Source organism: Pseudomonas sp. Yb2C2 (genome assembly GCF_052112325.1).
In the GTDB taxonomy this organism is placed as follows: domain Bacteria; phylum Pseudomonadota; class Gammaproteobacteria; order Pseudomonadales; family Pseudomonadaceae; genus Aquipseudomonas; species Aquipseudomonas marginalis.
In genome coordinates this window covers 224,697-242,080 of record NZ_JAVAJK010000008.1, presented here as the reverse complement: position 1 = coordinate 242,080, position 17,384 = coordinate 224,697, and the positions used below count along the sequence as shown (strand labels likewise).

Annotated in this window: 16 protein-coding genes; 10 read left to right on the top strand and 6 right to left on the bottom strand. The window is 59.6% G+C overall.

Going from position 1 to position 17,384, the window contains the following annotated elements; all coding sequences use genetic code 11:
* Positions 1 to 4: 4 nt before the first annotated feature.
* The 4 genes from Q8X51_RS13875 (at position 5) to bfr (ending at position 3,740) form a co-directional block, all read left to right on the top strand.
* The gene (locus tag Q8X51_RS13875) at positions 5 to 1,006 is read left to right on the top strand and encodes a DNA-directed RNA polymerase subunit alpha (RefSeq protein WP_003176403.1); all 1,002 of its coding nucleotides are present in this window, start codon (positions 5 to 7) and stop codon (positions 1,004 to 1,006) included.
* A gap of 41 nt (positions 1,007 to 1,047) precedes the next feature.
* Positions 1,048 to 1,434: a 50S ribosomal protein L17 gene (gene rplQ, locus Q8X51_RS13870; RefSeq protein ID WP_003176402.1), complete on the top strand. Its 387-nt coding sequence runs from the start codon at positions 1,048 to 1,050 to the stop codon at positions 1,432 to 1,434.
* 237 nt (positions 1,435 to 1,671) lie between these two features.
* A complete protein-coding gene (locus tag Q8X51_RS13865; protein ID WP_407693862.1) occupies positions 1,672 to 3,120 on the top strand; it encodes a catalase in 1,449 nt (482 codons plus the stop codon).
* A gap of 155 nt (positions 3,121 to 3,275) precedes the next feature.
* Positions 3,276 to 3,740 carry a bacterioferritin gene (gene bfr, locus Q8X51_RS13860; protein ID WP_017525959.1) on the top strand — a complete coding sequence of 155 codons (465 nt, stop codon included), beginning with the start codon at positions 3,276 to 3,278 and terminating at the stop codon, positions 3,738 to 3,740.
* A gap of 63 nt (positions 3,741 to 3,803) precedes the next feature.
* Here the strand turns inward: bfr and uvrA are convergent, their stop codons facing one another.
* Positions 3,804 to 6,638, bottom strand: coding sequence for an excinuclease ABC subunit UvrA (uvrA, locus tag Q8X51_RS13855; protein ID WP_065925355.1), 2,835 nt, complete (start codon positions 6,636 to 6,638; stop codon positions 3,804 to 3,806).
* A gap of 178 nt (positions 6,639 to 6,816) precedes the next feature.
* Between uvrA and Q8X51_RS13850 the strand changes: the two genes are divergently transcribed.
* From Q8X51_RS13850 to tam, 3 genes are all read left to right on the top strand, one after another.
* Positions 6,817 to 8,211 carry an MFS transporter gene (locus Q8X51_RS13850; protein ID WP_015886131.1) on the top strand — a complete coding sequence of 465 codons (1,395 nt, stop codon included), beginning with the start codon at positions 6,817 to 6,819 and terminating at the stop codon, positions 8,209 to 8,211.
* A 9-nt stretch (positions 8,212 to 8,220) separates the two neighbouring features.
* Positions 8,221 to 8,736: a single-stranded DNA-binding protein gene (locus Q8X51_RS13845; protein ID WP_065925356.1), complete on the top strand. Its 516-nt coding sequence runs from the start codon at positions 8,221 to 8,223 to the stop codon at positions 8,734 to 8,736.
* Positions 8,737 to 8,941: 205 nt separating this feature from the next.
* Positions 8,942 to 9,703, top strand: coding sequence for a trans-aconitate 2-methyltransferase (gene tam / locus Q8X51_RS13840; RefSeq protein ID WP_074847757.1), 762 nt, complete (start codon positions 8,942 to 8,944; stop codon positions 9,701 to 9,703).
* Positions 9,704 to 9,724: 21 nt separating this feature from the next.
* Here the strand turns inward: tam and Q8X51_RS13835 are convergent, their stop codons facing one another.
* A complete protein-coding gene (locus Q8X51_RS13835) occupies positions 9,725 to 10,288 on the bottom strand; it encodes a cysteine hydrolase family protein (RefSeq protein ID WP_065925358.1) in 564 nt (187 codons plus the stop codon).
* A 96-nt stretch (positions 10,289 to 10,384) separates the two neighbouring features.
* Here Q8X51_RS13835 and Q8X51_RS13830 point away from each other — a divergent pair, with 96 nt between their 5' ends.
* From Q8X51_RS13830 to Q8X51_RS13820, 3 genes are all read left to right on the top strand, one after another.
* A complete protein-coding gene (locus Q8X51_RS13830) occupies positions 10,385 to 11,344 on the top strand; it encodes a GlxA family transcriptional regulator (RefSeq protein ID WP_065925359.1) in 960 nt (319 codons plus the stop codon).
* A gap of 171 nt (positions 11,345 to 11,515) precedes the next feature.
* On the top strand, positions 11,516 to 12,625 hold the full coding sequence (locus tag Q8X51_RS13825; RefSeq protein ID WP_407693861.1) for a DUF3182 family protein: 1,110 nt from the start codon (positions 11,516 to 11,518) through the stop codon (positions 12,623 to 12,625).
* Complete coding sequence (locus Q8X51_RS13820) at positions 12,615 to 13,370, top strand: alpha/beta hydrolase family protein (RefSeq protein WP_027605173.1); 756 nt, start codon at positions 12,615 to 12,617, stop codon at positions 13,368 to 13,370. The genes Q8X51_RS13825 and Q8X51_RS13820 overlap by 11 nt, the downstream gene beginning before the upstream one ends.
* 5 nt (positions 13,371 to 13,375) lie before the next feature.
* Here Q8X51_RS13820 and Q8X51_RS13815 read toward each other — a convergent pair whose 3' ends face one another.
* The 4 genes from Q8X51_RS13815 to Q8X51_RS13800 are packed head-to-tail and all read right to left on the bottom strand — an operon-like array spanning position 13,376 to position 17,280.
* Positions 13,376 to 14,332 carry a lysylphosphatidylglycerol synthase domain-containing protein gene (locus Q8X51_RS13815; RefSeq protein WP_065925125.1) on the bottom strand — a complete coding sequence of 319 codons (957 nt, stop codon included), beginning with the start codon at positions 14,330 to 14,332 and terminating at the stop codon, positions 13,376 to 13,378.
* Positions 14,322 to 15,584 carry a cardiolipin synthase ClsB gene (gene clsB, locus Q8X51_RS13810; protein WP_407693860.1) on the bottom strand — a complete coding sequence of 421 codons (1,263 nt, stop codon included), beginning with the start codon at positions 15,582 to 15,584 and terminating at the stop codon, positions 14,322 to 14,324. The genes Q8X51_RS13815 and clsB overlap by 11 nt, the downstream gene beginning before the upstream one ends.
* On the bottom strand, positions 15,581 to 16,357 hold the full coding sequence (locus Q8X51_RS13805; protein WP_065925127.1) for an endonuclease/exonuclease/phosphatase family protein: 777 nt from the start codon (positions 16,355 to 16,357) through the stop codon (positions 15,581 to 15,583). Before Q8X51_RS13805 ends, clsB begins: the two co-directional genes overlap by 4 nt.
* Positions 16,354 to 17,280 carry a DUF72 domain-containing protein gene (locus Q8X51_RS13800; RefSeq protein ID WP_065925128.1) on the bottom strand — a complete coding sequence of 309 codons (927 nt, stop codon included), beginning with the start codon at positions 17,278 to 17,280 and terminating at the stop codon, positions 16,354 to 16,356. Before Q8X51_RS13800 ends, Q8X51_RS13805 begins: the two co-directional genes overlap by 4 nt.
* Positions 17,281 to 17,384: the final 104 nt, after the last annotated feature.

The window sequence follows — 17,384 nt, the reverse complement described above, 5'->3', positions numbered from 1 at the left end:
ATCCATGCAGATTTCGGTAAATGAGTTCCTGACACCCCGCCACATTGATGTGCAGGTTGTCAGTCCAACCCGCGCCAAGATCACTCTCGAGCCTCTCGAGCGTGGTTTTGGCCACACCCTGGGCAACGCGCTGCGCCGCATCCTGTTGTCCTCAATGCCCGGCTGTGCAGTAGTCGAGGCCGAGATTGACGGTGTGCTCCACGAGTACAGCGCCATCGAAGGTGTACAGGAAGACGTAATTGAAATCCTGTTGAACCTTAAAGGTCTGGCTATCAAGCTGCACGGCCGTGACGAAGTTACGCTGACCTTGTCGAAGAAGGGTTCGGGGGTGGTTACCGCTGCCGATATTCAGCTGGATCATGATGTCGAGATCGTTAACCCCGATCACGTAATCGCTAACCTGGCGTCTAACGGCGCCCTGAACATGAAGCTCACCGTAGCTCGTGGTCGTGGTTATGAACCGGCCGACTCGCGTCAGAGCGATGAAGACGAAAGCCGCAGCATTGGTCGCTTGCAGCTTGACTCTTCGTTCAGCCCGGTTCGCCGTATCGCATACGTGGTGGAAAACGCCCGTGTCGAGCAGCGTACTAACCTGGACAAGCTGGTTATTGATCTGGAAACCAACGGTACTCTGGATCCTGAAGAGGCTATCCGCCGCGCTGCAACCATTCTGCAACAGCAGTTGGCTGCGTTCGTCGACCTCAAAGGTGACAGTGAACCAGTGGTAATCGAGCAGGAAGACGAGATCGATCCGATCCTGCTTCGCCCGGTTGACGATCTGGAACTGACTGTACGTTCGGCTAACTGCCTTAAGGCGGAAAACATTTACTACATCGGCGACCTGATTCAGCGTACCGAAGTAGAACTGTTGAAGACTCCGAACCTGGGCAAGAAATCCTTGACTGAAATCAAGGACGTTCTGGCCTCCCGCGGTCTGTCCCTCGGCATGCGCCTCGACAACTGGCCGCCTGCAAGTCTTAAGAAGGACGACAAGGCGACTGCCTGATCGTCGTAATCACCGAACGTGAGTTTGGTAAGGAATGAACCATGCGTCATCGTAAAAGTGGTCGTCACCTGAGCCGTACCAGCTCGCACCGCAAGGCCATGTTTCAAAACATGGCGGTGTCGCTGTTCGAGCACGAGCTGATCAAAACTACACTGCCGAAAGCTAAAGAACTGCGTCGCGTTGCTGAGCCGCTGATCACTTTGGCCAAGACAGACAGCCTGGCTAACCGCCGTCTGGCTTTCGACCGTACTCGTTCGAAAGCTATCGTTGGTAAGCTCTTCAACGACCTGGGCAAGCGTTACGCTACCCGTGAGGGTGGCTACCTGCGCATCCTCAAGTGCGGTTTCCGCGCTGGCGACAACGCGCCTATGGCGTACGTCGAGTTGGTTGATCGTGCTACTGCCGGCGAAGCTGTAAGCGCCGAGTAAGACGACAAGCTGTAACGAAGAACCGGGCCTAGTGCCCGGTTTTTTGTGCGCGTAACAAAAGCGCGATTTGTACAAGCTTCCTCAGATAGCGCTCAGCACTATGTGCGCGGGGGTATTGTTAGTTATTTTCTATTGAAGCTTACAATTTAATGAATTTGTAGGTGTCATGTTGATGGTCAATACTCCCTCCAAGCCGATTAGCCGGCAGTTCCAAGTCCGACCTGAGGAAAATTGAGCATGAGCCAGAATAAAATCCTTACCACCGCCAGCGGCGCTCCCGTTGCGGATAACCAGAATTCCCGTTCAGCCGGCCCGCGCGGCCCGCTGCTTCTTGACGATTTTCACCTGATCGAGAAACTTGCCCATTTCAACCGTGAAAACATCCCTGAGCGTCGCGTACACGCCAAGGGGTCGGGTGCCTACGGGACCTTCACGGTCACCCGGGACATCACCCAGTACACCAGCGCCAAATTGTTCGAATCCGTTGGTAAGAAAACTCCAACGTTCCTGCGTTTCTCCACTGTGGGGGGGGAGCGTGGGTCGGCGGACACAGAGCGCGACCCTCGTGGTTTCGCCTTGAAGTTCTACACCGAAGAAGGTAATTGGGACATCGTGGGTAACAACACACCAGTGTTCTTCATACGCGATCCGCTGAAATTCCCAGATTTCATCCACACTCAGAAGCGGTTGCCGCAAAGCAACCTGAAAAGCGCGCAAATGATGTGGGACTTCTGGTCGCACTCCCCAGAGGCGCTGCACCAGGTCACCATTCTGTTTTCGGACCGTGGTATTCCCGATGGCTACCGTCATATGCACGGCTTTGGCAGCCACACCTACAGCTTGATTAACGCCAGCGGCGAGCGGCACTGGGTGAAGTGGCACTACAAAACCAAGCAAGGCATCAAGAACCTGGCACCGGCTGAAGCGGCCCGTTTGGCCGGTACTGATCCTGATTACGCCCAGCGGGATCTGTTTGGTGCGATCGAGCGCGGTGACTTCCCGAAATGGCGGGTCTGTATCCAGATCATGACCGAGGCCCAGGCGAACGCCCATTACGAGAATCCGTTTGATGTGACCAAAACCTGGTCGCAGAAAGAATTCCCGTTGATTGAAGTGGGTGAGCTGGAACTTAACCGCAACCCGCAGAACTACTTCGCTGAAGTAGAGCAGGCTGCATTTGGCCCAAGCAACATGGTTCCAGGCGTTGGCCTGTCGCCAGACCGTATGCTCCAAGGTCGGGTTTTCGCTTACGCAGATGCTCACCGCTACCGTGTGGGTACCAACCACCAGCAATTGCCGGTGAATGCTCCGCGCAGCCCGGTCAACAGCTACCAGCGTGATGGCTCAATGGCATTTGGCAGCAATGGTGGTGCGACTCCGAACTACGAACCGAACAGCTACGCCGAAGCACCCAAGCAAGCGCCTCAGTACGCCGAGCCAGCGTTGGCTTTGAGCGGTGCAGCTGATCGTTACGATCATCGCGAAGACACCGATTACTACAGCCACGCAGGTGCGCTGTTCCGCCTGATGAATGATGAGCAGAAAGCACTGCTCACCAATAACATCGCTGGCGCAATGAGCGGTGTCTCCAGTGATGTGGTCCAGCGTCAACTGCGGCACTTCTATAAGGCAGATCCTGCTTATGGAGAAGCAATCGCAAAGGCACTGGGTGTATCGCTTAACTGACTCTAAACGATAAGCAGAACCGCCCTCATTTGGGCGGTTTTTGCGTTATTTCAGCTACTTTTCTGCGGAAATCTTCACTTTTCTGCCGTTAGTCCCGTGACCTCCGAGTCAGCATGGTTCAAACTACAGACTTTCAAGCAGGGAGATGTAGGGCGATGCAAGGTCACCCCGACGTAATCGATTACCTCAACACGTTGCTGACGGGCGAACTGGCAGCTCGTGATCAATATTTCATCCACTCGCGCATGTACGAAGACTGGGGTTTTACCGAACTCTACGAGCGTATCAACCACGAAATGGAAGAAGAGGCACAGCACGCCGATGCACTGATGCGTCGTATCCTGATGCTCGAAGGTACGCCACGTATGCGTCCCGACGATCTGGATGTGGGTACCAGCGTACCTGACATGCTTGCAGCCGATCTTCGTCTTGAATACAAGGTGCGTGCCGCTCTCTGCAAGGGCATCGAGCTCTGCGAGCAGCACAGCGACTTCGTCACGCGGGAAATCCTGCGCGTGCAGTTGAACGATACCGAAGAAGATCACACCTACTGGCTAGAAAAGCAGTTGGGTTTGATCAAGCTGATTGGCCTGGAAAACTACCTGCAATCGCAGTTCTGATTTCCTACAAAAAAGCCCCTGTCACTTCAGCAGTGACAGGGGCTTTTTATTGAGCTTGATAAATCAGGCCCGGTCGCGCGCCAGCAATGGTTTCAAGTAGTAACCCGTATGCGATTGTGGCATCTCGGAGACCTGCTCCGGCGTACCTACCGCAATGATCTGGCCACCCTTGGATCCGCCTTCCGGTCCTAGATCCACCAGCCAGTCGGCCGTCTTGATCACATCCAGGTTGTGCTCGATCACCACCACGGTGTTGCCGTGATCACGCAAGCGGTGCAACACATCCAGCAATTGCTGAATATCCGCAAAGTGCAGGCCGGTTGTCGGCTCATCCAGGATATACAAGGTCTTGCCCGTATCGCGTTTGGACAGCTCGCGAGACAGCTTAACCCGCTGCGCCTCACCACCGGACAGCGTGGTCGCCGACTGCCCCAGCTTGATATAGGACAGACCCACATCCATCAGCGTCTGCAGCTTGCGCGCAAGCGCCGGAACCGCATCAAAGAACACCCGCGCTTCCTCGATGGTCATCTCCAGGGTCTCGTGGATGCTCTTGCCCTTGTACTTGATTTCCAGGGTTTCGCGGTTATAACGCTTGCTCTTGCACACATCGCACGGCACGTAGATGTCCGGGAGGAAGTGCATCTCCACCTTGATCAGGCCATCCCCCTGGCACGCCTCACAGCGACCGCCCTTGACGTTGAACGAGAAGCGGCCTGGCCCGTAGCCCCGTGAGCGGGATTCCGGCACGCCAGCAAACAGCTCACGAATAGGCGTGAACAACCCGGTGTAGGTCGCGGGGTTGGAGCGCGGTGTGCGGCCAATCGGGCTTTGGTCGATATCGACCACCTTGTCCAGGTGTTCCAGACCCTTGATGCTGTCGTGCGCGGCGGCTTCCAGGGTGGTAGCGCCGTTCAAGGCGGTGGCACTCAAGGGGAACAGCGTGTTGTTGATCAGCGTCGACTTACCTGAGCCGGAAACACCGGTCACGCAGGTCAGCAGGCCCAGTGGTATTTCCAGGTCAACATTGCGCAAGTTGTTGCCGCGCGCGCCCTTGAGGTGCAACGCCATCTTCTTGTTGCGCGGTGTACGCTTGGCTGGCACTGCGATCTTCACACGGCCGGACAGGTACTTGCCGGTCAACGAGTCGGGATGTGCCATTACCTCGGCAGGCGTGCCCTCGGCGACAATATGTCCTCCATGTACGCCGGCGCCTGGGCCAATATCGACCACGTAGTCCGCCAGGCGAATCGCATCTTCATCGTGCTCGACCACGATCACCGTATTGCCGATATCCCGCAGGTGTTTCAGCGTGCCCAGCAGGCGATCGTTGTCCCGCTGGTGCAAACCAATCGAAGGCTCATCGAGGATGTACAACACCCCCACCAGGCCGGCACCAATCTGGCTGGCCAGGCGAATTCGCTGCGCTTCACCGCCGGACAACGTATCTGCGCTGCGATCCAGCGACAGATAGTCCAGGCCAACGTTAACCAGGAACTGCAGGCGCTCGCGGATCTCCTTGAGGATCTTGTCGGCAATTTCCCCACGGCGCCCGGTGAGCTTTAGCACACCAAAGTATTCACAGGCATCGCCGATCGGCAGGTTGGTCACCGCCGGCAGCGTTTTCTCACCCACCCATACATGCCGCGCCTCACGACGCAGGCGAGTGCCCCGGCAATCCGGGCAAGGTTGGGTGCTGAGGAATTTCGCCAGCTCTTCGCGCACACTCGCCGATTCAGTCTCGCGGTAGCGGCGTTCCAGGTTGGGGACAATGCCTTCGAACGGATGTGAGCGCTTGACGATGTCGCCACGGTCGTTCAGGTACTTGAAGTCGACGTTCTGCGAGCCGCTGCCATTGAGGATGACTTTCTGCTGGTCTGCCGGCAGTTGGTTGAAAGGTACTTCAAGGCTGAACTTGTAATGGGACGCCAACGACCCGAGCATCTGGAAGTAGTAGACGTTACGCCTGTCCCAGCCGCGTATCGCGCCCTCCGCCAATGTCAGGTCGCCGTTGACCAGGCGCTTGATGTCGAAGAATTGCTTCACGCCCAGGCCATCGCAGGTCGGGCAGGCCCCGGCCGGGTTGTTGAAGGAGAACAGCTTGGGCTCCAGCTCGCTGATGGCGTGGCCACAGATCGGGCAGGCAAAGCGCGCGGAGAAGATGATCTCTTCACCCGGCTCATCATCCATCGGTGCCACCAGGGCAATGCCATCCGCCAGCTTCAACGCGGTCTCGAACGATTCGGCCAGACGCTGCTGCAGGTCGGCCCGCACCTTGAAGCGATCGACCACGACATCAATCGAGTGCTTCTTCTGCTTGTCGAGTTTCGGCGCTTCGTCCAGCTCATAGAGCTTGCCGTTGATACGCGCACGTACGAAACCTTGAGCACGCAGCTCTTCGAATACAGAGAGGTGTTCGCCCTTGCGCTCGCGAATCACCGGTGCCAGCAGCATCAGCTTGGCACCTTCCGGTTGGGCCAGCACCAGGTCGACCATCTGGCTGACGGTCTGGGCTTCCAGCGGAATGTCGTGGTCCGGGCAACGGGGGATACCCACCCGCGCGTACAGCAGGCGCAGGTAGTCGTAGATTTCGGTGATGGTGCCCACGGTGGAACGCGGATTGTGGGAGGTCGACTTCTGCTCAATGGAAATCGCCGGCGACAGGCCTTCAATGGTGTCGACGTCCGGCTTTTCCATCATCGACAGGAACTGACGGGCATAGGCCGACAGCGATTCCACATAGCGCCGCTGACCTTCGGCATACAGCGTGTCGAACGCCAGGGACGATTTGCCGGAGCCGGACAAGCCGGTGATGACGATCAGTTTGTCCCGGGGCAGGGTCAGGTCGATGTTCTTCAGGTTGTGGGTTCTAGCCCCACGAATCAGGATCTTGTCCAAGATGGCCTCGCACGGCGGGCGTAAATAATGCAGGAGTATACGGCTAAAGACTGGATGAATATACACTGTCAAAGTGCCGGGTGCAGCCTTACATGAAAGCTGCGCGGCAAAGCGCCGCATATACCCTCTCAATCGATGGGACTGGTAGAATCGCCGCCGGTTCACACGAGGTTTTTCCATGCACGATCCCCACAGCGAACGCATGAGTAGCGGCGAGACCCGAGCAGCAAGCGGTCTGGCCCTGGTGTTCGCGTTCCGTATGCTTGGCATGTTCATGGTGTTGCCGGTACTGGCGACCTATGGAATGGATCTGGCAGGCGCGACCCCCGCACTGATCGGCCTGGCGATTGGCGCCTATGGCCTGACCCAGGCGATTTTTCAGATCCCGTTCGGAATCATTTCCGACCGGATTGGCCGGCGCCCGGTGATTTACCTCGGGCTGATTGTCTTCGCCCTCGGCAGCGTGCTCGCGGCACAATCCGATTCGATCTGGGGCGTGATCGCCGGACGCATACTGCAAGGTGCCGGGGCGATTTCCGCTGCCGTCATGGCGCTGCTGTCCGACCTGACCCGTGAGCAACACCGCACCAAGGCCATGGCCATGATCGGCATGACCATCGGTCTGTCGTTCGCCGTGGCCATGGTCGTGGGCCCATTGCTGACGCGTGCCTTTGGCTTGCACGGCCTGTTCCTTGCCACCGGCGGCATGGCGTTGTTCGGGATCGTGATCGTGGCCTTCATGGTGCCGCGCTCCACTGGCACGTTGCAGCACCGTGAGTCGGGCGTCGCACGCAAGGCCCTGTTGCCGACGCTCAAGCACCCGGATCTGTTGCGCCTGGATTTAGGTATCTTCGTCTTACACGCAATGCTGATGTGCAGCTTCGTCGCCTTGCCCCTGGCGCTGGTGGAAAAAGCCGGGCTGCCCAAGGAACAGCACTGGTGGGTCTACCTCACCGCACTGCTGATTTCGTTCTTCGCCATGATCCCGTTCATCATCTATGGCGAGAAGAAACGCAAAATGAAACGAGTTTTGCTCGGTGCCGTCGCGACATTAATGCTCACTGAACTATTCTTCTGGCAGTTCGGCGACAGCCTACGGGCGCTGGTTATTGGCACGGTGGTGTTCTTCACCGCGTTCAACCTGCTGGAGGCTTCATTGCCTTCGCTGATCAGTAAAGTTTCACCGGCCGGCGGCAAAGGCACGGCGATGGGGGTGTATTCCACCAGCCAGTTCCTTGGCTCGGCGCTGGGCGGCATCATGGGCGGCTGGATGTTCCAGCATGGCGGTTTGTCGGTTGTGTTCCTCGGATGCGCCGGGCTGGCTGCACTTTGGTTGGCCTTTGCTGTTACCATGCGCGAACCTCCCTACGTCACAAGCCTGCGTTTGCCGCTATCGCCTGAGGCGATCCGTGAAAGCGGTCTGGTAGAGCGCCTGAAGGCAGTCGTAGGGGTAACAGATGCAGTCGTGGTCGCTGAAGAGGCGGCCATTTACATCAAATTGGACACCGAATTATTGGATCGCGCGACGCTCGAGCAACTGGTCAACCCAGTGCCGACAGCGCGCCCAGCATAGGAGAACGTTATGGCCCGTGGGGTTAACAAAGTCATATTGGTCGGTACATGCGGCCAGGATCCCGAAGTTCGCTACTTGCCTAACGGTAACGCCGTGACCAACCTGAGTCTGGCGACCAGCGAACAATGGACCGACAAGCAGACCGGCCAGAAGGTCGAGAAAACCGAATGGCACCGTGTGTCGATGTTCGGCAAGGTCGCAGAGATCGCCGGTGAATACCTGCGCAAAGGTTCGCAGGTCTACATCGAAGGCAAGCTGCAAACCCGCGAGTGGGAAAAAGACGGCATCAAGCGTTACACCACTGAAATCGTGGTCGACATGCAAGGCACCATGCAACTGCTGGGCGGCCGTCCACAGGGCGACCAACAAGGCCAGGGCGGTATGTCCAACTCGGCACCGCGTCCACAGCAGACGCGTCCGCAGCCAAGCCAGCAGCCACAGCGTGAGTCGCGTCCAGCACCGCAACAGGCCGCTCCGCAACCGGCTCCGGATTTCGACAGCTTTGATGACGATATTCCGTTCTAGGATATCGCTCGGCGCAATCCGTATAGCTTTCCCAAAAAGCCCCGTGAGCCCTGCTCTCGGGGCTTTTTTGTAATTTCGTGATGCATGAAGCTGCACCCGCAACGGATTAAATGACGGGATGGAACGATCGCCGGCCCTGGCATTTGTCTCCGGGGGCCACTCGATTTAGGCTGTAACCCACTTCCACAGAACAAGGAGAGCCGCGATGACCTGGTCTGCCAAGCAATACACGATGTTTGAACAACAACGCACTCGTCCGGTCCGTGACCTGGTCGCGGCCATTCCGAATACCGTGGTGCACACAGCGGTGGACCTGGGTTGTGGCCCCGGCAACTCCACCCAGGTATTGGCCGAGCGTTTCCCGCAGGCGCAGGTGACGGGCCTGGACAGTTCCGACGACATGCTGGTCGACGCCCGCAAGCGCCTGCCCGCGCTGAACTTTGAGCTGGCGGACATCGGTGCCTGGAGTCCGTCGCAGACATTCGACGTGATCCTCGCCAACGCCTCGCTGCAATGGCTGCCAAACCACGCCACGCTCTATCCGCATCTGGTCGACCAGTTGGCGCCTGGCGGCACGCTCGCCGTACAAACCCCAGACAACCTCAATGAACCCGCCCACCGGCTGGCACGCGAAGTGGCGGCAGATGGCCCATGGGCGGCAAAGATCGGAGCGTTCCAACACAATGAGCGCCACTCGGTGAGCTACTACTACGAGTTGCTGAGCCAACACTGCAGTACCGTGGATGTGTGGCACACCACGTACCAGCACCCGCTGGCGGATCATGCCGCTGTGGTGGAGTGGTTCAAGGGCTCGGGCTTGCGACCCTTTCTCGCGCCACTGACCGATAGCGAAAAAGCCGCTTTCCTACAGGAATACCAGGCGCGGATTACACAGGCTTATCCAGCACTAGGCGATGGCACCGTATTACTGCCCTTCCCGCGCCTGTTTATCATCGCGACCCGCTGACGGCACAGAAGCAAGCAGCGCTTACGCCGCTGCTGCCTGCGCCTTCAAATACTCATCCGCTGACACTACGCCCGCGTAGCCAAATGCCAACGACGCCATATACGCGCCATGCACCTGCGCCGCCGGAATCACCTGCCCATTGAACTCCAGATCGCGGGTGGCACATGCGTCATGAATCACCGTGACCTTGTAGCCCAGGTCCGCTGCGGCCCGCACCACCGCATCGATGCACATATGGCTCATGCTGCCGACCACCACCAGTTCGGTGATGCTGCGCTGTTCCAGAAGGGCGCGTAGAGGGGTTTCGCGGAACGCATTCACGAAATGTTTAAGCACCACCGGCTCGCTGCCCTCGTTCAGCACCTTGGGGTGCAAATAGGCACCCTCAGAGTTCGGCGTGAAAAACGGTGCATCCTCGGACGTGAACTCATGGCGCACATGAATCACTGCATCCCCGTTCTGGCGAAACGCCTGGAGCACCTGCGCAGCCTTGTCCGCGGCGGCGTCCACGCCATCGAGCGGCCACTTGCCTTGAGGGAAGTAGTCGTTCTGGATATCGATTAGGATGAGCGCTTGCTTGGCCATGGGTATTGCCTCGTGATGGGTTGATGGGGCCAGTATGTTAGCTGGCGCCGGAGCGGGGGATTGGCTGCACCGACAATAACAGGGGGAAAACTGACAATGGCGGTTGTTGAGCTGGGCGTGTTGATCTACCAGGGGGCGCAGTTGGCAGCGGTGCATGGGCTGACCGATCTGTTCGGTGTCGCCAACCGGATCGCCGCCGAGCATCAATCCGCACAGCTGCCGTTGCTGCGGGTGAGCCACTGGCAGGTAGATGGTCATGGCACACCCACGCGGGTATTCGACAGCTACCCAGGGCCTGAGCAACCGATGATGGCGGTGCTGGTGCCGCCTTCAATCGGCGAGTTCACCGAAGACCAGGCGCCGCCCGCACTGCTCGAGTGGATTCGCCAGCAACACGCTGCAGGCACCGTGCTCGGTGGCGTGTGCATCGGTTCGATCCTGCTGGCGCGCAGCGGTCTGTTGGACGGGCGCAGCGCCACCACCCATTGGTCCTCAGCCAAATCCTTCGCGACCCGTTATCCGGCTGTACGCCTTGAGGCGGATAAACCGATCGTCGATGACGGCGACCTGATCACCACCGCCGGGCTGATGGCCTGGTCCGAGCTGGGCCTGCGCCTGGTCGACCGCCTGATGGGCCCCAGCGTCGCTGCCGATACCGCGCGTTTCCTGGTGATCGAGCACAGCGACAGTGCCAGCCAGTGCGGCAGCAACTTTGCGCCGATCCTCAGCCATGGCGATGCGGCCATCCTCAAGGTCCAGCATTGGTTGCAAGCCAGTGGCGCGGTGGATGTGTCCGTGGCCGCCATGGCGCAAGAGGCGGGGTTGGAAGAACGCACGTTCCTACGGCGTTTTCGCAGTGCCACGGGATTGAAACCCACCGAATACTGCCAGCATTTACGTGTCGGCAAGGCGCGGCAAATGCTGGAGTTCACCACCGCCACCATCGACCACATCGCCTGGACCGTGGGGTATCAGGACCCTGGTGCGTTTCGCGCCACCTTCAAGAAGATCACCGGGTTGGCACCCAGTGATTACCGCAGCCGTTTTGGCGTGTGAATCGTGCAGAACGCCCCACGGTCAAGGGGGTGTCGTGCAGAATAATACAGGCCAACTGCTATCGCTTTTTGCGCAAGCGATTGATTTCAAAGGCATCACTTTTGAACCTGCCTTGGCCTGATCCCTGCAACCTTCCACCCACACACATGGCGGGATGGCCAAGGGGGATGCATGACCCCGACTCAACGCAAGAAATGGGTAGTCGCTCACTCCACGCGAGAGGGCGCTCCCCGGCATGAAGTCGAAACCAACCGAGCCCTTGCGCGCTGGCTGGCGCAAATCCTTGGGCTCAAGTACGGCGGTGATTACGATCCACGCAAACACGCCGGCCGTGAACGCTACCTGCTTCCCACGCAAACGCTGATTGGCCCTGCACAGGCGCGGGCCCTTGATATCAAGGGCCCCGAAGACCTGTGGGGCGGTTATGTGGAGCATGATTTCATCGGCACCAAAGCCATCAGTCACGGCCTGCTGGGCCCGGACGCTGCAGCCCCCGAAGGCTGGTCGCCCTTGTTCTGCGAGCGCGTGCGCGACGTTGTGCTGGACGGCCTGAGCGTATTTGCGCTCAACGATGCACAGGAAGCCGCCAAACGCTTGCTCTACAGCGGGCCGATCCGCCTGAAACCGGTGCATGCCTGCGCCGGGCGCGGCCAGGAAGTTATCCACAGCCTGGATGAGTTCGAGGCCGTGGTGGCGCGCCCCGAAGCGGCCCGGATGTTCAGCGAAGGCGTCGTGCTGGAACAAGACCTGCACGATGTGGTCACCCATAGTGTGGGCCAGAGTTTTATCGGCGATCAGGTCATCAGCTACTGCGGCGAGCAATACCTGACCCAGGACGGACAGGGCGAGGAGGTCTACGGTGGCTCCAACCTGCTGGTGGTGCCTGGCGGTTATGACGATTTGCTCAAGCTCGAGCTGCCCGGCGACGTGCGCCAAGCCATCGAGCAAGCCCAGGTCTTCGACGCGGCCGCCGATGAGGCTTACCCGGGTTTCTACGCGTCCCGGCGCAACTACGATATCGCCCAGGGCCTGGACAGCGACGGCCAGCGGCGCAGTGGTGTGCTTGAACAATCCTGGCGCATGGGGGGCGCCAGCAGCGCGGAAGTCGCGGCGCTGCAGAGCTTTATCAACCACCCGGGCCTCAAGGCCATTCAGGTGTCTTCGGTAGAAACCTACGTGGACCAGGCGCTGCCCGCGGATGCTATCGAGGTGTACCGAGGCCCGGCGGAACACAGCGACTTTCTTCTCAAGTACGTGACGGTTAAATCTTATGACGGCTAGAAGCGAAAGCATTGCGATCGACATCGACGACGAACAGATGAGCGGCACGTTCCTCAGCCCCAAATCGAAGGTGCCGGGGGTGTTATTCGTGCACGGCTGGGGCGGTAGCCAGGAGCGGGACCTGGAGCGCGCCAAAGGTATCGCCGGGCTGGGATGCGTGTGCCTGACGTTCGATCTGCGTGGCCACGCGGGCACAGGTATCCCGTTGTCCCGCGTCACCCGTGAAGACAACCTGCGCGATCTGCTGGCGGCCTACGACCGACTGCTCTCGCACCCGGCCATCGACACCTCGGCGGTGGCGGTGGTGGGCACCAGCTATGGCGGCTACCTGGCGGCGATTCTCACCTCATTGCGCCCGGTGCGCTGGCTGGCGCTGCGCGTGCCTGCGTTGTACCGCGACCAGGAATGGCTCAAGCCCAAGCGTGACCTCGATAAGGCCGACCTGATGGATTACCGCAGCACGCTGGTGCACGCCGAAACCAACCGCGCACTGCAGGCCTGCGCGCAATTTACCGGTGATGTGCTGATTGTCGAATCGGAAACCGATGACCATGTGCCCCACGCCACCATCATGAGCTACCGCGCGGCGTGCCAGCACACGCACTCCCTGACGCACCGCATCATCGATGGTGCCGACCACTCCCTGAGCGATCCAGTGTCACAACAGGCCTACACCTCGATCCTGGTGGACTGGATCACCGAGATGGTAGTGGGGGAACGGTTGAGCATCATCCAGTCCCAGTAACGCGATCATGCTGGTGTTTTCTTCACCCGTAGTGCCTTGGCTTTGGCCTCGACACCGAGGTACATCACCAGGGCGATCAGTAGCGGCAGGATAAAGTAAATGGCCCGATAGGCGATCAGCCCGGCCAGCAAACTGCCGCGCGACGCTTCATGTTGCAGCAGTGCGATAAACACCGCTTCCAGCACCCCGAGCCCGGCGGGGATATGGGTGATGACACCGGCGATCGCGCTGATCAGCAGCACGCCCAACACCAGCGGGTAGTCCAGCTTGGCGGGCAACAAGGTGAAAATCACCGCGGCCATCAGCGACCAGTTCAACGCGCCCAATGCCAACTGCAGGCACGCCATGCGCAGCGACGGCAGGTTGATCTCGATGCCGCGAATCGACCATGCACGCTTTGTCGAGAATTGGCACGCCGCCAGATAGCCCAGGCTCGCCAGCACCAACAGCACACCCACGCCCTGCAGGGCGCCGCTGCTGAGCTTCCAGCCCGGCGGCATGGTCACCAGGCCGCTGCTGAACACCACCCCGGCCAATGCCATATAACCGAACCAATTGGTGGCCAGGCTCAGCCCGAGAATCTTGGCGATATTGCCAGTGCTCACCCCCAGCCGCGAATACAGCCGATAGCGCATGGCGATTCCGCCGACCCAGGCACTCAGGTTCAGATTGAACGCATAGCTGATGATTCCGACCGGCAGGATTTGCTTCCAGCGCAGCGGTTGGCGAATGTAGGTGCGGCCGATCAAGTCGAAGCAGGCGTAGACGATAAAGCTGCATAACGTCAGCGTGCCCGCGATCAGCAGGGTGCGCAGCTTGAAATCGCCCAGGGTGTGGAACACTTCGCTCCAGTCGATACGCCTTGCGAGCAGGGTGAACAGCACGATCAGCAACAGGAAGAACGCCACGGTCAGCGGTTTCTTCCAGCGCTTTAAGCGTGAACCGTTGGCTTCAGATGTCATGGGTTCGAGCCTCGAAGGGTTTCAACCGTGGCTTGTGCGCCGGGAACCAGCCGGTCAGCGCGGGGAAGTGGCGCATCACATGGAACACCAGGAAACCGACGGTCAGTCGCCATAGCCACAGGCGCGGCTTGCGGTTTTCCGGCATGGTCTGGCAATGCTCCTTGGCGAGTACGTCCAGGCGTTTGTACAGGTGCTGATTGAACGCCCGGTCACGAATCAGCACGTTGGCCTCCAGGTTCAGCGACAGGCTTAACGGGTCGAGGTTGCTCGAACCCACGGTGCTCCACTCGTCATCCACCAGCGCGACTTTGCCGTGCAGCGGGCGCTGGCAATATTCATGAATCACCACGCCATCCTTGAGCAGGTAGTCGTAGAGCATGCGCGCGGCCAGCTTGGCCAGCAGCACATCGGGCTGGCCCTGCATGATCAATTGCACCTTCACGCCACGGCGCGCCGCATTGCGGATCTCACGCAGCAGGCGGTAACCGGGGAAGAAATAGGCATTGGCAATCACCGCGCGTTCCCGGGCTTTGCTCAAGGCATGGATGTAGGCCTCTTCAATGTCGTCGCGGTGCTGCAGGTTGTCGCGGTAAATCAAGCGCACCAGGCCCTCGCCTGTATCGGTCGGCCAAGGCGATGGCCGTCGCTGGCGCCGTCGCCAACCGCGCCGCGTACGCACCTGGCGGCCGCTTTGGGCGAGGGCGAAATGATGCAGGTCGGCCACCGCCGGGCCTATCACCTGCACCGCGTAATCCTGCTTGGCCTCGGGGCCGAAATCCCCCAGGTGATCGGCAGAAAAATTGATCCCGCCGATAAACGCCACGGTGGCATCCACCACCACGATCTTGCGGTGCAGGCGGCGAAACCAGTTGGTGCGAATACCCAGGGTCTTGGACGCCGGGTCAAACATCTGCACGGCCACCCCGGCCTGGGCCAATTCGCCGAGAAAAGCGCGGCTCAGTTCGCCGCAGCCAAAGCCATCCAGGCTGACCACCACCTTGACTCCACGCTGCGCTGCGTCGATCAAGATGCGTTGCAGCTCATGGCCGACCTTGTCTTCGAAGAGGATAAAGGTCTCCAGCAGGATCTCCCGCTGCGCCCCGCGCAAGGCGTCGAATACTTTGGGAAAGTACGCCTCGCCGTTCTCCAGCAACTCGAGCCGGTTGTCAGGCTGCCAGCCGTAATCGAGGTCGCGAGCCTTGGCTTCATCCGGCGGCTGGTCGGTAGAAATGTGCTCAACGGCAATGTTCATAGTTCAATCTCCACCGACAGGGGCACGTGGTCTGACAGATGGGACCAGGGGCGGGTGGTCAGCACCTTGGGGTGATGAATCTTTAGATTGCGCACATAGATGCGGTCCAGTGCCAGCAGCGGCAGGCGTGCCGGAAAGGTGCGTGCGGGTTTACCGTGGGCCTGCATGAATACTTCCTGCAGGCCGCTTTGGCTGAGGTCGGCGCGTTGGCGCCAGTCATTGAAATCGCCGGCAACCACCAACGGCGCATCCGCCGGGATCTCGCTGATACGCTGCTCCAGCAAGCGCAATTGCTGCTGGCGATGCACCTCGCGCAAGCCCAGGTGGATGCAGATCGCATGCACTTCCTGTCCGGTGCCAGGCAAGCGCAGCACGCAATGCAACAGGCCACGGTTTTCATGGCCGCTTTGGGAGATGTCGAGGTTGTCGTAACTCACGATCTGGAATTTCGACAGCAACGCATTGCCGTGGTCGCCATGGGGGTAGACCGCGTTGCGCCCGTAGGCGAACTGCGGCCAGATGCTGTCGGCGAGGAACTCGTACTGCGGCATGTTCGGCCAGTCGCTGTAGCGCTGGGGATGGCGCTCGTGGGTGCCGTGGATTTCCTGCAGGAACACCATATCAGCGCCCACACTGCGTACCGCTTCACGCAGCTCGGGCAGGATGAAGCGTCGGTTCAAGGCGGTGAAGCCCTTGTGGATATTGACCGTCAGCACCGTGAAGCGAGTGATGGCGACGGTGGGCGTAATGGGGACCCATTCCGGATGCGTCATGGCAACACCCCCGGTTCAGGCAACTTGCCGGGCTCGGTGGAAAGCTGCCTGTCCAGCCCGAAACGCTGCAGCAAGTGGCGTGCATCGAAGGGCGCACGCACTTTGATGTCATTGTCGAAAAAGCAAAACACATCCCGCTGTTTGCGGGCGCGCGGTTTGTGCTGCGGGGCGGCCAGGTGCGCATCGGCCGGTTGCTTGCCGTGGGCCCAACGTTCGATGCGATCGCCCCAGCGCTTGAGGGCTTCATCGGTATAACCGCTGGCGTACAGCTGCTTGTCGCCGTGCAAACGCAAGTACATGAAGTTGGCGGTAACATCTTCGAGATACGGCCACTTGCCGGCGGTGTCTGCCACCACCAACGCCACGCCGTGCTTATCCAGCATCTGCACAAACTCCGGCACCGCAAAACTGTTATGACGAATCTCCACCGCGTGGCGCAGGGCGCGCTTGCCGTGGGCCTGCAGGCTGGCCTTGCCGTTCAGGCGCGGCTCATGCTGGTGGGCGAGGGTGGCGGCCTGCCGGGTGTCGGTGGGCAATTCGGCGAGGAAGGCTTCGAACAGCAGCGGATCGAATTTAAAGCTGGGCGGAAACTGCCACAGGATCGGGCCGAGTTTGTCTTTCAGCTCCAGCACTCCGGAGGCGAAGAAGTTCGCCATCGGCTTGTGCACATCCTGCAGGCGCAGGATATGCGTGATGTAGCGCGGTGCCTTGACACTGAACATGAAGTCTTCAGGCGTCTGGGCATACCACTCGGCGTAACGCTTGGGAGTTTGCAGCGCGTAGAACGAACCGTTGATCTCGATGCTGTTGACGGCCCGTGACGCAAACTGCAGCTCGCGTTTCTGGGTCAGCCCCTCGGGGTAGAAATCCCCCCGCCAAGGCGTGTAGCGCCAGCCGGAAATGCCGATATGAATCGCCGCCATGGTTACTCCCGTCGATGTGGGTCGATTGACCTCCGTTTTGGGATGACCGTGCAATTTGCGCGAAAGTTTCCACCGTCCTACAGACGGTGCAGGTTCAAAACTGT

Coding starts and splice junctions, on each gene's coding strand:
- Q8X51_RS13835 (WP_065925358.1), bottom strand. CDS start 10,288: ATGGCCAAGCAAGCGCTCATCCTAATCGATATCCAGAACGACTACTTC.
- Q8X51_RS13820 (WP_027605173.1), top strand. CDS start 12,615: ATGACGGCTAGAAGCGAAAGCATTGCGATCGACATCGACGACGAACAG.
- Q8X51_RS13815 (WP_065925125.1), bottom strand. CDS start 14,332: ATGACATCTGAAGCCAACGGTTCACGCTTAAAGCGCTGGAAGAAACCG.
- bfr (WP_017525959.1), top strand. CDS start 3,276: ATGCAAGGTCACCCCGACGTAATCGATTACCTCAACACGTTGCTGACG.
- clsB (WP_407693860.1), bottom strand. CDS start 15,584: ATGAACATTGCCGTTGAGCACATTTCTACCGACCAGCCGCCGGATGAA.
- Q8X51_RS13865 (WP_407693862.1), top strand. CDS start 1,672: ATGAGCCAGAATAAAATCCTTACCACCGCCAGCGGCGCTCCCGTTGCG.
- Q8X51_RS13800 (WP_065925128.1), bottom strand. CDS start 17,280: ATGGCGGCGATTCATATCGGCATTTCCGGCTGGCGCTACACGCCTTGG.
- Q8X51_RS13830 (WP_065925359.1), top strand. CDS start 10,385: ATGGCGGTTGTTGAGCTGGGCGTGTTGATCTACCAGGGGGCGCAGTTG.
- Q8X51_RS13805 (WP_065925127.1), bottom strand. CDS start 16,357: ATGACGCATCCGGAATGGGTCCCCATTACGCCCACCGTCGCCATCACT.
- rplQ (WP_003176402.1), top strand. CDS start 1,048: ATGCGTCATCGTAAAAGTGGTCGTCACCTGAGCCGTACCAGCTCGCAC.
- tam (WP_074847757.1), top strand. CDS start 8,942: ATGACCTGGTCTGCCAAGCAATACACGATGTTTGAACAACAACGCACT.
- Q8X51_RS13825 (WP_407693861.1), top strand. CDS start 11,516: ATGACCCCGACTCAACGCAAGAAATGGGTAGTCGCTCACTCCACGCGA.
- Q8X51_RS13850 (WP_015886131.1), top strand. CDS start 6,817: ATGCACGATCCCCACAGCGAACGCATGAGTAGCGGCGAGACCCGAGCA.
- Q8X51_RS13845 (WP_065925356.1), top strand. CDS start 8,221: ATGGCCCGTGGGGTTAACAAAGTCATATTGGTCGGTACATGCGGCCAG.
- Q8X51_RS13875 (WP_003176403.1), top strand. CDS start 5: ATGCAGATTTCGGTAAATGAGTTCCTGACACCCCGCCACATTGATGTG.